Annotated in this window: 13 protein-coding genes; 8 read left to right on the forward strand and 5 right to left on the reverse strand. The window is 64.1% G+C overall.

Annotated elements, in window-relative coordinates; genetic code table 11:
- Nucleotides 1-23: 23 nt before the first annotated feature.
- Nucleotides 24-962 carry a LysR family transcriptional regulator gene (locus HNP33_RS06795; RefSeq protein ID WP_184706666.1) on the reverse strand — a complete coding sequence of 313 codons (939 nt, stop codon included), beginning with the start codon at nt 960-962 and terminating at the stop codon, nt 24-26.
- A complete protein-coding gene (gene apbC / locus HNP33_RS06800) occupies nt 962-2053 on the reverse strand; it encodes an iron-sulfur cluster carrier protein ApbC (RefSeq protein ID WP_184706664.1) in 1092 nt (363 codons plus the stop codon). Before apbC ends, HNP33_RS06795 begins: the two co-directional genes overlap by 1 nt.
- 108 nt (nt 2054-2161) lie before the next feature.
- Between apbC and HNP33_RS06805 the strand changes: the two genes are divergently transcribed.
- The 6 genes from HNP33_RS06805 (at nt 2162) to HNP33_RS06830 (ending at nt 8641) form a co-directional block, all read left to right on the forward strand.
- A complete protein-coding gene (locus HNP33_RS06805; protein WP_184706662.1) occupies nt 2162-2740 on the forward strand; it encodes a restriction endonuclease in 579 nt (192 codons plus the stop codon).
- Nucleotides 2741-2870: 130 nt separating this feature from the next.
- Nucleotides 2871-4088, forward strand: coding sequence for a patatin-like phospholipase family protein (locus HNP33_RS06810; protein ID WP_184706660.1), 1218 nt, complete (start codon nt 2871-2873; stop codon nt 4086-4088).
- 178 nt (nt 4089-4266) lie between these two features.
- Nucleotides 4267-5358, forward strand: a complete 1092-nt coding sequence (locus HNP33_RS06815) for a transglutaminase-like domain-containing protein (RefSeq protein ID WP_184706658.1) — start codon at nt 4267-4269, stop codon at nt 5356-5358.
- 4 nt (nt 5359-5362) lie between these two features.
- Complete coding sequence (locus HNP33_RS06820) at nt 5363-5932, forward strand: TlpA family protein disulfide reductase (protein ID WP_184706656.1); 570 nt, start codon at nt 5363-5365, stop codon at nt 5930-5932.
- 169 nt (nt 5933-6101) lie between these two features.
- Nucleotides 6102-8249 (forward strand): methionine--tRNA ligase, encoded by a 2148-nt coding sequence (metG, locus tag HNP33_RS06825; protein WP_184706654.1) that lies wholly within the window; start codon nt 6102-6104, stop codon nt 8247-8249.
- Nucleotides 8249-8641, forward strand: a complete 393-nt coding sequence (locus HNP33_RS06830; protein WP_233464417.1) for a hypothetical protein — start codon at nt 8249-8251, stop codon at nt 8639-8641. Before metG ends, HNP33_RS06830 begins: the two co-directional genes overlap by 1 nt.
- A gap of 3 nt (nt 8642-8644) precedes the next feature.
- On the opposite strand, the gene HNP33_RS06835 is transcribed toward HNP33_RS06830, so the two are convergent.
- Both HNP33_RS06835 and HNP33_RS06840 read right to left on the reverse strand, forming a co-directional pair.
- On the reverse strand, nt 8645-9595 hold the full coding sequence (locus tag HNP33_RS06835; protein WP_184706652.1) for a BMP family ABC transporter substrate-binding protein: 951 nt from the start codon (nt 9593-9595) through the stop codon (nt 8645-8647).
- The gene (locus HNP33_RS06840) at nt 9592-10566 is read right to left on the reverse strand and encodes a Bug family tripartite tricarboxylate transporter substrate binding protein (protein WP_184706650.1); all 975 of its coding nucleotides are present in this window, start codon (nt 10564-10566) and stop codon (nt 9592-9594) included. Before HNP33_RS06840 ends, HNP33_RS06835 begins: the two co-directional genes overlap by 4 nt.
- Before the next feature lie 238 nt (nt 10567-10804).
- Here HNP33_RS06840 and HNP33_RS06845 point away from each other — a divergent pair, with 238 nt between their 5' ends.
- Nucleotides 10805-12475, forward strand: a complete 1671-nt coding sequence (locus HNP33_RS06845; RefSeq protein ID WP_184706648.1) for a SulP family inorganic anion transporter — start codon at nt 10805-10807, stop codon at nt 12473-12475.
- A gap of 64 nt (nt 12476-12539) precedes the next feature.
- On the opposite strand, the gene HNP33_RS06850 is transcribed toward HNP33_RS06845, so the two are convergent.
- Nucleotides 12540-13034 (reverse strand): outer membrane protein assembly factor BamE, encoded by a 495-nt coding sequence (locus HNP33_RS06850; RefSeq protein WP_184706646.1) that lies wholly within the window; start codon nt 13032-13034, stop codon nt 12540-12542.
- Between the two features lie 43 nt (nt 13035-13077).
- On the opposite strand from HNP33_RS06850, the gene HNP33_RS06855 reads away from it, so the two are divergent.
- On the forward strand, nt 13078-13284 hold the full coding sequence (locus HNP33_RS06855) for a DUF3460 family protein (RefSeq protein ID WP_184706644.1): 207 nt from the start codon (nt 13078-13080) through the stop codon (nt 13282-13284).
- Nucleotides 13285-13420 lie beyond the last annotated feature (136 nt).

Here is a 13420-nt window from a genome sequence, read left to right on the forward strand (position 1 = left end):
ATAAGTGCCAATAACGAATTTAATCAAGAATGCTGTAATGCGCCCGCATGGTGCTGGCACAGCGTGTGCCAGGTTGGCATTGCCATCAGCGCCAGTGCCGCCTGCAAGGCTGGCATGGCAGCCTGGGCCTGCTGGTAGATGAAAGCGACTTCGCTGTGCACTACGGGATCCACCAGCGGCGCAGCATGCACGCCCGGCATGTGGCGCACCGTGGCCAGCACTGCTCCGGGCACGATGCTGGCCAGCCCCCCGTCCAGCACCGCCTGCAACAGCGCCTGCACGGAATTGGTCTCCAGCACCGGGCGCGGCTGCACATCCACGCAGGCAAATGCGCGCTGCACGATCTGTCGGTTGTGCATGTCGGGGGTCAACAGGCACAGCGCCTGCTCGCCTGCCTGCGCCCAGGGCATGGCCTCGTCCCAGTGCAGACCGGCCTGATCGCCATCCAGCTTGCGCAACAGGTAATAGTGCTCTTGGTACTGCGGCAGGCACTGTGTACGTGGGCTGCGGATGCGGTCACTGTAGCCCAGCGCCAAATCCAGGCCCAGCGCTTCCAGCCCTCGCTCGATATCCGGTGAGCTCATCGAATGCAGCACCGGCAACACGCCAGGGTGCTGGCTGCGCAGCATGGTGGCAAAGCGCACCAGCATGGGCATGGCGGTGGGCACGGCCGCCATGCGCAGGTGGCCTTGCAAATGCCCCGCCTGCGCGCTCAAAGACTGGCGCAGCAGCTCTTCTTTTTGCAGCATTTCGAGCCCGGTCTGCAGAACCTGCTCGCCCTCGGGCGTCAATCCTGCAAACACACGGCCCCGGCGAACGATCGCTACACCGAACTCCTGCTCCAGTGCACGCAAGGCATTCGAGAGCGCAGGCTGCGTGATGTGGCAGGCTTCGGCAGCCCGCGCAAAATGGCCATGCGCATTGAGCGCAGCCAGGTAGCGCATGGCCGCCAGAAGGTTCATCAGGTATTGCTGCTGACAGTGATAGTGGGGAACTTGCTGGAAAAGTCCTTGGCCTGCTGCGCAATCTTGACGGCAATGCTGCGCGCTACCTGGCGGTAGATGCCAGCTGCTTCGCTGGTGGGCGCTGCCACCACGGTCGGCGTGCCGCTGTCGGCCTGCTCGCGGATCTGCAACGACAGCGGCAGTGCGCCCAGGTAATCGAGCTGGAAGTCTGCCGCCATATGCTTGCCGCCATCGGCGCCAAAAATATGTTCCACATGGCCGCAGTGGCTGCAGACATGCATGGCCATGTTCTCGATGACACCGAGAATGGGCACGCCCACCTTCTCGAACATCTTGATGCCCTTCTTGGCGTCCAGCAGGGCAATGTCCTGCGGCGTAGTGACGATGACGGCCCCCGTCACCGGCACACGCTGGCTCAGCGTCAGCTGGATATCGCCAGTACCGGGCGGCAGGTCGATCAGCAGATAGTCCAGGTCATTCCAGTTGGTCTGGCGCAGCATCTGCTCCAGCGCCTGCACGGCCATCGGGCCGCGCCAGATCATGGCCTGGTCCTGGTCCACCAGCAAGCCGATCGACATGACCTGCACGCCGTGGTTCTGCTTGGGCTCCATGGTCTGGCCGTCGGTGCTCTCGGGTTTGCCCGATACGCCCAGCATCATGGTCTGGCTGGGGCCGTAGATGTCGGCATCGAGGACGCCCACCCGCGCGCCTTCGGCTGCGAGCGCCAGCGCCAGATTGGCGGTGGTGGTGCTTTTGCCCACGCCGCCCTTGCCCGAAGCGACTGCAATGATGTTCTTGACCCCGGGCAGTAGCGGCACGCCACGCTGCGCAGCATGCGCCACCACCTTGCTGGAGATCGATACGGAGACGTTCTCGACGCCTTCCACGGCCTTGGCCGCAGCAATCAGCCGGGTGCGCAGACCGGCAAACAGGGTTTGCGCGGGATAGCCCAATTCCACATCAAAAGCCACATCGCCGCCGTCAATCTGCACATTGCGCACAGCGCGCGTGGCCACCAAATCCTTGCCCGTTTGCGGATCCTGCACACTGGCCAAAGCGGCCAGCAGCGCCTGTTGTGTAACTGCCATCGTAATTTCTATTCCTGAAACAGCAATCAGTATAGCGAAGCAGCGACAATCACAGCCTCGCCCGCCCGTGCGGAAAACCACTGTCTGTGAATGGAAAGAGCTGCGCCCGTGAAACTGAAGATGGCCGAAAACTCCGTGTTTGCGATTTTGCTGCGTTCGTCGTGGTGGATCAGTGTGGTGGTGGGGGCCATCATCGTGTTGCTGTGCCTGGCGCTGCTGCCCAAGGACATCCGATTTGTAGGCGCTGCCGGCAGCCTGCCGTTCTTCGTGATCGGCGCCATGGCTGCCAAACGGCAGTGGAACGCCCCCAGCAGCGCCGCTACAGAAGCCCTGCTGGCCCGCGCCGCCAGCCTGCCCGCCCGCGAGCTGCAGGCATGGCTCACACGCGCCTGGCAGGCAGAAGGCTATACCGTCACCACGCGCCAGCAGCCCGATGCCGACATTCAACTCGCTCGCAACGGCCAGCTGACCCTGGTACAAACCAAGCGCAGCAAGGCTGGTGTGCATGGCATCGAGCCCCTGCGCGCCCTGCACGATGCCGCGCAAAAGGCAGGGGCCTCCTGCGCGTACGTTTTGCTGCAGGGCGATTTGAGTGAAAACGCACGTTTGTTTGCGCGCGATCAAAAAATTACTGTGCTACAGAACAACGAGCTGGCGGCACTTCTGCACAAAACGCCACAGCCCTAGCCAATGCAAGCACCTTAAAACGCCTCAACCAGAGGCGTTTTTTGTTTCCGAGCTCGCCTGCGGATCAACCAGCGCACCTAAAAGACAGTGCTTGCCAGCGCCGCTCTCTCACTTCGGCTATCGTGGCGCCATGTCGACCGCATTGCACCACAGTCCGCATGACGCTCTCACCGCGATTGTTCTGTCTGGCGGCGGCGCCCGTGCCGCCTACCAGGTGGGAGTGCTCCAGGCCTTGTCGCGCCTGCGGCAAAACGCCGGGGAAGACCATGCGCCCACCCCCTTCCCGATTGCGGTCGGCACCTCTGCCGGCGCCATCAATGCCGCGGGCCTCGCCTGCGGCGCCGACCACTTCGACCGGGCCGTGCAGCGCCTCTCGCGCGTATGGCGAAACTTCTCAACCAGCCAGGTCTACCGCGCCGACGCCTTTGGTGTTGCGCGCAGCGGCGCGCGCTGGCTCAGCCTGCTGACCCTGGGATGGGCGCTGACCCGCTGGCACCACAGCAAACCACGCTCGCTGCTGGACAACACGCCGCTGCTGCAATTGCTGCAGGCCGAGCTGCCGCTCGAAAAAATTCCGCAGCTGCTGCACAGCGGCCAGCTGGCGGCGCTGGCCATCACCGCATCCAGCTATACCACCGGAGAGCACATCACCTTCTACGAGACCGGCCCGCATGTGCCCGGCTGGTCGCGCCTGCAGCGCCGCGCCATTCAGGACCGCATCACACACCAGCACCTGATGGCGTCGTCGTCCATTCCGTTCATCTTTCCGCCCACCGAGCTGGACGTGCGCGGCCAATACAACTACCTGGGCGATGGCGCCATGCGCCAGACTGCCCCCCTGGCCCCTGCGGTGCACCTGGGCGCCCAACGCATCGTGGTGGTGGGCGTGGGCCGTTCGCACGAAGTGGTGAACCTGCCGCAAGGCGAGCACCCGCCCTTCCCCAGTCTGGCCCAGGTGGCAGGGCACGCGCTGTCCACTATCTTTCTGGACGCGCTTTCGCTGGATGTGGAGCGCGCCCAGCGCATCAACCACACCCTGAGCCTGATTCCGCCGCTGGAACAGGCGCGCAGCGCCTTGCGGCCTGTGGATCTGCTGGTCTTCACGCCTTCGCAGTCGCTGGACGCCATTGCGCTGGCGCACTTGCAAGAGCTGCCTACACCGGTCCGCGCACTGCTGGGAGCCATGGGCGTCTCCGTCCACAACCACAGCATCGGCAGTGCAGCGCTGGCCAGCTACCTGCTGTTCGAACCCGGTTACACCCGCGCACTGATCGCGCTGGGGCGCGCCGACACCATGGCGCGCCAGGAAGAAGTGCGCGCCTTTTTCGACTGGCCGAGCCGGCGCTGAGAACGCCATCAAAACCCGGCGGCTGACAGACAGACCTGTTACGATAAGCCGTCTCTTGCAGGTCCTGCAGTGCCGTCTGTGAATTCTCCACGCATAGTGCGCGCCACGTGTGCGCCTTATTGCCCCGGCAGCCACGTTGCAACCTTGCAAGCCCATCTATCTTTGCAAGGGGTTGTTCATGCAACGTCGCCACTTTCTCCAACTCTCCAGCATCGCTGCATCTGCAGGCAGCTTCGGCTCCGTCTTTGTGGCCATTCCCGCTGCGGCGGCCAACTGGCGCCAGTTCGAAGTCACTACCTTTGTCGACCTGAGTGAAAAAACCGCGCAGTCCAAGGTCTGGATTCCGGTACCCGCCGCCGAACTGCCGGGTTACCAGCGCACGGTGGATGTGTCCTTCAGCGCCCCCGGCGCCACCAAGGCCGAGCTGTTTGCCGTGCCCGGCACCGATGTCCGCATGATTGCCGTGCAATGGGCAGATGCCGCCAGTGCCCACACGGTAGAAGTCAAGAGCCGCATCGCCGTGCTGGACCGCGCCACCGACCTGGGTGCTGCCGGCACCGCCCGCAAGCTGCCCGCAGCGCAATTGCGCCCCTACCTGCAGCCCACATCGCTGGCCCCGCTGGATGGCATCGTGAAAGAGACAGCTGACAAAATCCAGGCCGAAGCAGGCAAGCCGCAGGATGCCATTGGCAAGGCCCGTGCCATCTACGACTGGATGGTCGCCAACTGCACACGCGACGGCTCGGTGGCAGGCTGTGGCACCGGTGATGTGCGCTACACGCTGACCAGCGGCAACCTGTCGGGCAAGTGCGCCGACCTCAACGGTCTGTTCACCGCCCTCTCACGCGCCAGCGGCGTGCCTGCCCGCGACGTGTATGGCGTGCGCGTCGACGACTCGGTGCACGGCTTCAAGAGCCTGGGCAAGAGCGGTGACATCTCCAAGGCCCAGCACTGCCGCGCCGAGTTCTACGCCGATGGCTATGGCTGGATTCCTGTCGACCCTGCCGATGTGGCCAAGGTTGCGCTGGAAGAACAGCCCGGCGGCCTGCCCAAGGATGCCCCCAAGGTGCGCGCCGCCCGCGCCATGCTGTTTGGCGGCTGGGAAGGCAACTGGATGGCCTACAACACGGCAGCCGATGTGCGCCTGCCCGGCGCTGGCAAAGCCGTGGGGTTCTTCATGTACCCGCAAGGTGAAACGGCGCAGGGGCGCCTCGACAGCCTGGATCCAGCGCATTTCACCTACCGTATCACCTCCACCAAACTGGGCTGACGCCATGGCACCCGCCCCGCTGCACCGCCGCCGCTGCCTGCAACAGCTGGGCGGAGCGGCGGCCTGGCTCTCGGCCACGCTGGCGGCTCGCCAGGTGCAGGCGGCGCAGGATCTGGATCCGCGCGCGTTGGGCCACCTGGCCCCCTGGCCACCCGGCAAGCCCAGGCCGGAGCTGAAGGCGCTGGCCCTGGACGGCCAGCTGCGCAGCCTGGCCGACTACGCAGGAGCGCCACTCATCCTGAACTTCTGGGCCAGCTATTGCGCGCCCTGTCGCCTGGAGATGGCGCAGTTCAACCGCTTGCTGGAGCAATACCGCCCCCAGAGCTTGCGCGTGTTGGCCGTCAACCACGGCGAAATGCCTGCGCGCGTGCTGCAGTTTCTGCAAACCGTGCCTTTTCATGGCGAAGCATTGCTCGACCGCAGCCAGACGCAGTTGCCAGCCTGGGGCGGCATTGCCCTGCCAACCAGTTTCGTGCTCGATGCCCAAGGCCAGGTTCGCCTCTGGCATGTGGGTGAAATCGACTGGCTTGGCCCTCGCGCCCAGGCACAGCTGGCTGCGGTTTTGCGGGGTTAGGCCGCACTTCTTATCCGCAAGAATCCCCTTTGGCGCCACAAACGCCTAAAATCCTTCGGTTCTGGTGCGCCGTTGGGCGCAGATGGCGCCCGTTCGCCGTTCACGTGGCCAGAACCGGTGCCCGGCCTTCGCCGCGCGCCCCTCAGTGATCAGAAAGTTCCGCAACCCTATGTCTCAACGAAAGCTCTTCGTCACCACCGCCCTGCCGTATGCCAACGGCAACTTCCACATCGGTCACATCATGGAATACATCCAGGCCGACACCTGGGTGCGTGCGCAACGAATGCAGGGCAATGCGGTCAACTTTGTCGGGGCCGATGACGCCCATGGCGCGCCCATCATGATTGCCGCCGAAAAAGCGGGCAAGACGCCCCAGCAGTTCGTGGCCGACATCGCTGCGGGCCGCAAGCAGTATCTCGACGGTTTTCACATCGCCTTCGACAACTGGAGCAACACCGACAGCCCCGAGAACCACGAGCTGTCCAAGCAGATCTACCTCGACCTGAAGAAGGCCGGGTTCATCGAGACGCGCACCATCGAGCAGTTCTTCGATCCCGAGAAGAACATGTTCCTGCCCGACCGCTTCATCAAGGGCGAGTGCCCCCGCTGCCATGCCAAAGACCAGTACGGCGACAACTGTGAGGTCTGCAGCTCGGTCTATGCGCCCACCGACCTGATCAACCCCTACTCCGCACTCTCGGGCGCCAAGCCTGTGATGAAGAGCTCCGAGCACTTCTTCTTCAAGCTCTCCGACCCGCGCGCCGTTGCGTTTCTGACCGAGTGGACGCAGGACGGCCAGCATGTGCAGCCCGAAGTAGCCGCCAAGATCAAGGAATGGTTCGGCGTGCGCACCAACCCGGACGGCACGACCAGCGAAGGCCTGGACGACTGGGACATCAGCCGCGATGCGCCTTACTTCGGCATCGAGATTCCCGATGCACCCGGCAAGTACTTCTATGTCTGGCTGGACGCGCCCGTGGGTTACCTCGCCTCGCTCAAGAACCTTCTGAACCAGCGGGGCGAAGACTATGACGCCTATATGGCTGACCCCGATCTGGAGCAGTACCACTTCATCGGCAAGGACATCATCACCTTCCATACGCTGTTCTGGCCCGCCATGCTCAAGTTCAGTGGCCGCAAGACGCCGACCAGGATCTGCGTGCACGGCTTCATGACCGTCAACAACGGCGAGAAGATGAGCAAGAGCCGAGGCACCGGCCTCGATCCGCTCAAGTACCTGAGCCTGCAGATGAACCCCGAGTGGCTGCGCTACTACCTGGGCGCCAAGCTCAACGGCCGCAATGAAGACATCGACTTCAACCCCGAAGACTTCATGCTGCGCGTCAACTCCGACCTGATCGGCAAGTACGTGAACATTGCCAGCCGCGCTGCGGGTTTCCTGACCAAGCGCTTCGAAGGCAAGCTCGGTACCGTCAGCGAAGACGGCGTGGCCCTGCTGGCGGCCCTGCGCGAACAAAAGGATGCCATCGTGGCGGCCTACGAAGCCCGAGACACCGCCCGTGCCGCGCGTGAAATCATGCTGCTGTGCGACAAGGTCAACAGCTATGTGGATGCCAACAAGCCCTGGGAACTGGCCAAGAAGGAAGGCATGGAGGCGCGCCTGCACGATGTGTCCACGACCTGCATCGAGGCCTTCCGCATTCTGACCATCTACCTCAAACCCATCCTGCCCGGCGTGGCTGCCGAGGTGGCCAACTTCCTCATCGTGCCACCCGAGACCTTTGCCGATGTGGCCAAGCCGCTCGGCCAGGGCCACCAGATTGGCGAGTACAAGCACCTGATGCAGCGCGTTGACCCCAAGCAGCTCGAAGCACTGTTTGAAGCACCGGCTGGCCAGGCCGCCCCTGCTGCCGAGGCCCCTGCCAAAGCCAAGAAGGCAGAGAAAAAAGCCGAAGCCGTGGTCGACCCAAACGCTCCCGGCGGAGAGCCGCTGGCCGAAACCATCGGCATCGACGACTTTGCCAAGATCGACCTGCGCGTTGCCAAGATTCTGGAATGCAAGGCGGTGGAAGGCTCGACCAAGCTGCTGCAACTGACGCTGGATGTGGGCGAAAAAGACGAAAGCGGCCAGCCCAGGACGCGCAACGTGTTCAGTGGCATCAGCAGCATGTACCAGCCCGAGCAACTGGTTGGCAAGCTGACAGTGATGGTTGCCAACCTCGCGCCGCGCAAGATGAAGTTCGGTCTGTCTGAAGGCATGGTGCTGGCGGCCAGCCATGCGGATGAAAAAGCCAACCCCGGCATCTATGTGCTGGAGCCCTTCCCTGGCGCCGCGCCCGGCATGCGCATCCATTGATGACGCGGCACCGTTCATCGGCCAAGCCTCTGCGCCTTGCGGCTGCAGGGGCTTTTTCAAGGCCGCGCCTGCCCGGAGGCAAACGCAGCTGTCTGAGCACCAGCGGCGCTGCACCATGGGCGTGCCTGGGCGCCCTTCTTCTTTGCACCACCTTGTCAGGCTGCACCGTGGTGGCAGTGGGCGCAGCTGCAGTAGGTGTGGCAGCGGATGTGGCAATCGGCACAGCCAAGCTGGCTGGCAAGGGCGTAGGCGCTGCCTATGGCGCAATGACCGATGACAAACCAGACAACAGCGGCATCTCCATCAAGTACCGCGAAAGCGACCCCAACCACCCCTACCAGCCCGGCCCCGGTGCAAGCAATTCGCGCCCACCCGAAGAGGCATTGCCGTAGGCCTTAGACGGGAACCGCCTCCTGCGGAACCGGCCATTCCTCTCCGGCGTACTCGTTGTCCGGCACCGTCTCTCCGGTGCACAGCCGGTGGCTCCACGTATCGAGCTGCACGCGCACCGATGCAGGCAGATCACCGCGCAGCTGCAGGCGCACCAGTGCGGGCTCTTCCAGGCCAAAGCGCCGCCGCTCGCCCAACGCCAGCTCGCCGCGCGCAAAGTCGGTCACCGCACGGAAAATGGCCTCGCCCGAATCGGCCACCGCCGAGGCCACGAACACCTGCGGGTCGCGCGCCACCCAATCGAGCACATTGCCGATCTGTGCCACGCCTCGCGCGCGGCAAGCCGCCGTCACACCACTGCGGCCACCATCGATCATGGCAAACAACACATCGGCACCAGCATCTGCCATGGTGTGGATGCACAACTCGGCCAGTTGCGGCTGGTGCTGGTGACCACAGAATTGGGTCAACAACCTCCCCTGCCAGCCTGCGGCACGCAGGCCATGCGCATAGGCTGCTCGGCCCAGCAGGCCAGGGCGCACGCGCTCGCCCGAGAAATGCGCGGCCACGCCCGAGCGGCTGCATAACGCCGCCAGCACACCCGCCAGAAACGCGGACTGCTCCTGCTGTACCTCGTAGCGCGCCACCCGCGGCGCCTGCAGGCTGCCCTGGGTGATGGCAAAGCGCTGACCAGACCAGCGTTGCAGCGCACGCGCAACCGGCTCATCGCCCTGCCCACCATGGGCCACGATCAGATCAAACCCTTGCGCGCACAGCTGCTCCACCGCGGCCGTGCGCGCGGCTTCGTCGCGCGGCGCAATCCACAAAGGCGTGACATCGTGACCGGCAGCCAGGGCGCGCTGCACGCCCTGCAAACCTGCTTCGTTGAAGCTGCCTTGCCCCTGCGGGCCGAACAGGGCAACGGCCACCCGTGGGCGGCGAGCCAGAAAATTCATAACGTCGCTCCCGTCGCCCGGGCCACACTGCCCCAGGCCGTTGATTGATCGCGCACCAGACGTGCAAACGCCTGCCGGTCCAGCGGCGGCTGCACAAAGCCCTGGGCCGTAAGGCTCTGGTGCACGCCGGTATCGGCCAGCGCCCGCTGCAGCGCTGCGTCCAGACGCTGCGCCACCGTCTCTGGCAGGCCCGCAGGTGCCGACAGGCCCACATAGTTGTCGGCCACCAGTTGCGGCAAGCCCAGCTCGGCCACCGTTGGTACCTCGCTCGCCTGCGCCACGCGCTGTGCTGCCGTTACCGCCAGCAGTCGCACACGGCCCTCGCGGGCGAGCGGCAGGTTCTGCGGCAATGCATCAATGGCCAGCGGAATATGGCCTGCCAGCAGGTCCGAGCGCATGGGCCCTGCGCCCCGGTAGGGTACATGCGCCAATTGCAAGCCCTGCAGGCGTGCGAGCTCCGCTCCCACCAGGTGCCCCACCGACGCTGCCCCGCCACTGCCATAGGGCACGGCCTGCGGCTGGCTGCGCAACCATTGCACCAATTCGGCAAAGCTGTGCACCGGCAAATCCTGCCGAACCACCAGTACGGTGGGAACCGAGCCGATGTAGCCCAGGTGCGTGAAGCTGTGCGCGGCGTCATAGGGAGGGCGCGCCATCAGGTGCGGCGAGATCGACAGCGCCGCCGAATTGGACAGCAGCAGCGTGTAGCCATCGGGTGCACTGCGAGAAACGGCCTGTGCTCCCAGCGTGGAGCCTGCACCGGGCCGGTTGTCGATGACCACCGGCTGGCCAAGCTGGGCCGATAACAAGGGTGCCAGCAGGCGCGCAGCGATATCGCTGGCGCCGCCCGGCGGGAAAGTCACCACCAGCCGAATCGGCTTGCGCGGCCATTCGGCCGGAGCAGCCTGCGCGGCGCACAAGGCGGGTAGCGCGGCCAGGGCGCCCATCAACAAATGGCGGCGGTGCAGCATGGATGGCAAATCCTCCAGAGAAAGCCGCCATGCTACGAAGGCAGCGACTTCGGCACAAATGCGAATTTCGGCTATCGATCTGCAAAAATCTTCGGGTGTACACTGATTCAGCCATGTCTCATGCACTGATCCTGCCGCTGTCGCGCCGCAGGCGTTTCATCACCCGGCTGCACCATTGCGGCCCTCCGGCGAAGTCCTGAACCCCCTGCGTTTCAGTTCCACTTCTCCGGAGGTCAGATTGCACGTTCCTTTTTCATTCAGGCCGCGCCTCTTTGCGGCCTTGCGCGGCTATGACCGCACCCGTTTTCTGCAGGACCTGGGCGCTGGCCTCACGGTCGCTGTGGTTGCCCTGCCGCTGGCGATGGCCTTTGCCATCGCCTCGGGCCTCAAACCCGAGGCGGGCCTCTTCACCGCCATCATTGCGGGTTTCCTGATTGCGCTGCTTGGCGGCAGTCGGGTACAGATCGGCGGGCCCGCTGGCGCCTTCATCGTCATCGTCTACGGCATCGTGCAACAGTATGGTGTGGCCAATCTGATCATTGCCACAGCACTGTCTGGCGTGCTGCTGTTCGTTATGGGGTTGCTGCGGCTGGGCACATTGGTTCGTTTCATTCCAGTGGCGGTCATCATCGGCTTTACCAACGGTATTGCGGTGCTGATTGCACTGTCGCAGGTCAAGGACTTCCTGGGTCTTTCCATCCCCAAGATGCCGGGCGATTTCTTCGGCATCCTGGGGGCGCTGGGCAACCATCTGTCCACCATCAACCCCTGGGCCACCGGCGTCGCCGTGGTGTCGCTCACCGTGGTCGTGGGCTGGCAGCGCTGGCTGCCTGCAGCAGCGGGGAAAAGCGCCGGCATGGGGCGCTGGGCTGCACGGCTCGGCCGGGTGCCGGGCTCCATTGTTGCGCTGGTATTGACCACGGCCGTAGTGGCTGGCTTTGGATTGCCGGTGGAGACCATCGGCAGCCGTTTTGGCGGCATACCGGCGGCGCTGCCCGAACTCACGCTGCCAGCCTTCAGCTGGGAATCTGCGCGCTTTCTGCTGATGCCCACCATCACGCTGGCCTTGCTGGGTGCCATCGAGTCGCTGCTGTGCGCCCGTGTGGCCGACGGCATGATCGGTGACCGCCATGACCCCAACCAGGAGCTGATGGCGCAGGGCATTGCGAATTTCGTCACGCCCTTCTTCGGCGGCATGCCCGCCACCGGCACCATTGCGCGAACGGTGACCAATGTGAAAAGTGGTGCTACCAGCCCCGTCGCCGGCATGGTGCACGCGTTGGTTCTGCTCTTGGTGATCCTGGTGGCGGCGCCGCTGGCCGCATCCATTCCGCTGGCCACGCTGGCTGCCATCCTGATGTTCGTGGCCTGGAACATGGGCGAGTGGCGCGAGTTCGCACGGCTCAGGACCTATCGCCTGCCTTATCGCATCACGCTGGTGTCAGTCTTTTTGCTGACCGTGGTGTTCGATCTGACGGTCGCCGTGGAGTTCGGCATCTTTGCTGCCTGCATCACCTTCATCTACCGCATCTCCAGCCTCTCGCGTGCCGAACGCCTGACGGCCGCCGAGCAGCCCTTGCTGGTGGGGCTTGATGAACAGGTTCAGGTCTGGCGGCTTTATGGCGCCATCTTCTTTGGTGCAACCAAGCTGATCGAATCGCTCGAAGACCATCTGCCCGCGCGGGCATTGGTGGTGGATCTGAAGAATGTGATCTACGTGGACTCGACCGGCGGCGAGGCGCTCGAAGCGCTCAGCAAGGCCTGCAACGCGCACCGGGTGCGGCTCGTGGTCTCGGGCCTGGTGGGCCAGCCGCTCGACATCGCCCGGCGCACCGGTCTGTACGAGCGGCTGCAGGCTGATCTGCAGCCCGATGTGGCAAGCGCCACGGCCGCTGCCGTGGCGACCTGACGCAGCGCACCGGCAAAGGCGTCAGGTTATCTCCACCTGGCCTGCCCTGCCGGGCAGCGGGACCTCAGCGGTCCTGCAACACCACGGTGCTGCTGCTGCGCACTACCCTGCCATGCGCATCAAACACCACGGTGAACAGCATCTTGGTATTGGGCGGATCGATCCAATTCCAGTCCCACTCGGCCTCGTTCTTGAGCGGATAGCTGGCCCGCTTGGCGGGCTGGCCCAGCAGGCGACGGATTTCCTGCTGGTCCATGCCGGGGCGCACCTTGGCAAAGTAGTCCGGCGCCAGCACCTGGCGCAGAGCAGTCATCTTGCCGTCCTTGCCGATGGTGATCATGTAGTTCTGCGCGCCCATGGGCTGGCGGGTGTATTCGAGCGTGTGCGAGCCGTCGGCCTCATCCCAGATCTGGTTGGGCGGGCCGAATTTTTCGCGCACATCCTGTTCGGTCGAGACGAACTCCTCCAGTTCCTTGATGCGCTGTTGGTCACAGCCCACCAAAAACACGGTGGCGGCCACCGCGGCAGCGGCCATTGCAAGCTTGGTGACGAGGGACATGGTCAGGTTCGGTAGAATCGAGGGAAAGAGGTAAATATAAGCCATGTCATTCTTCCGCCGCCCCGACTACCAATCCGAAGTCACGCAGTTCATCAACAAGCTCAAGGAACAAAAACCTTACCTGGAAGCAGGCCAGCGTGAAGGCCGCTCGCTGCTGTGGGACAAGGATCTCGACCGCGAAGAGCAGGCCGATTTCAAGGCCAGCCGCGTCGCTCAGAAGCCTTACGTCTACCAGACCAATCACGACTGATCTGCACAGGCCTTTAGCGGCAGCATTGCCTGCCAGGCGGCCGCCAGTGTATGGCTGGCAATTGCAGTCAGCTCCTGTTTTGATAGTAAGCAACACCTCGCATGTCAACTTCCGGCGATCTGGACACTGCTGATTC

The sequence above is a fragment of the Comamonas odontotermitis genome, assembly GCF_014207855.1.
GTDB lineage: Bacteria > Pseudomonadota > Gammaproteobacteria > Burkholderiales > Burkholderiaceae_C > Comamonas > Comamonas odontotermitis_A.

Excerpts from the sequence above, each read along its gene's own strand:
- HNP33_RS06820 (WP_184706656.1), top strand. The coding sequence starts at position 5,363 with ATGGCACCCGCCCCGCTGCACCGCCGCCGCTGCCTGCAACAGCTGGGC.
- HNP33_RS06795 (WP_184706666.1), bottom strand. The coding sequence starts at position 962 with ATGAACCTTCTGGCGGCCATGCGCTACCTGGCTGCGCTCAATGCGCAT.
- HNP33_RS06835 (WP_184706652.1), bottom strand. The coding sequence starts at position 9,595 with ATGAATTTTCTGGCTCGCCGCCCACGGGTGGCCGTTGCCCTGTTCGGC.
- HNP33_RS06815 (WP_184706658.1), top strand. The coding sequence starts at position 4,267 with ATGCAACGTCGCCACTTTCTCCAACTCTCCAGCATCGCTGCATCTGCA.
- HNP33_RS06840 (WP_184706650.1), bottom strand. The coding sequence starts at position 10,566 with ATGCTGCACCGCCGCCATTTGTTGATGGGCGCCCTGGCCGCGCTACCC.
- apbC (WP_184706664.1), bottom strand. The coding sequence starts at position 2,053 with ATGGCAGTTACACAACAGGCGCTGCTGGCCGCTTTGGCCAGTGTGCAG.
- HNP33_RS06855 (WP_184706644.1), top strand. The coding sequence starts at position 13,078 with ATGTCATTCTTCCGCCGCCCCGACTACCAATCCGAAGTCACGCAGTTC.
- HNP33_RS06830 (WP_233464417.1), top strand. The coding sequence starts at position 8,249 with ATGACGCGGCACCGTTCATCGGCCAAGCCTCTGCGCCTTGCGGCTGCA.
- HNP33_RS06810 (WP_184706660.1), top strand. The coding sequence starts at position 2,871 with ATGTCGACCGCATTGCACCACAGTCCGCATGACGCTCTCACCGCGATT.
- metG (WP_184706654.1), top strand. The coding sequence starts at position 6,102 with ATGTCTCAACGAAAGCTCTTCGTCACCACCGCCCTGCCGTATGCCAAC.
- HNP33_RS06850 (WP_184706646.1), bottom strand. The coding sequence starts at position 13,034 with ATGTCCCTCGTCACCAAGCTTGCAATGGCCGCTGCCGCGGTGGCCGCC.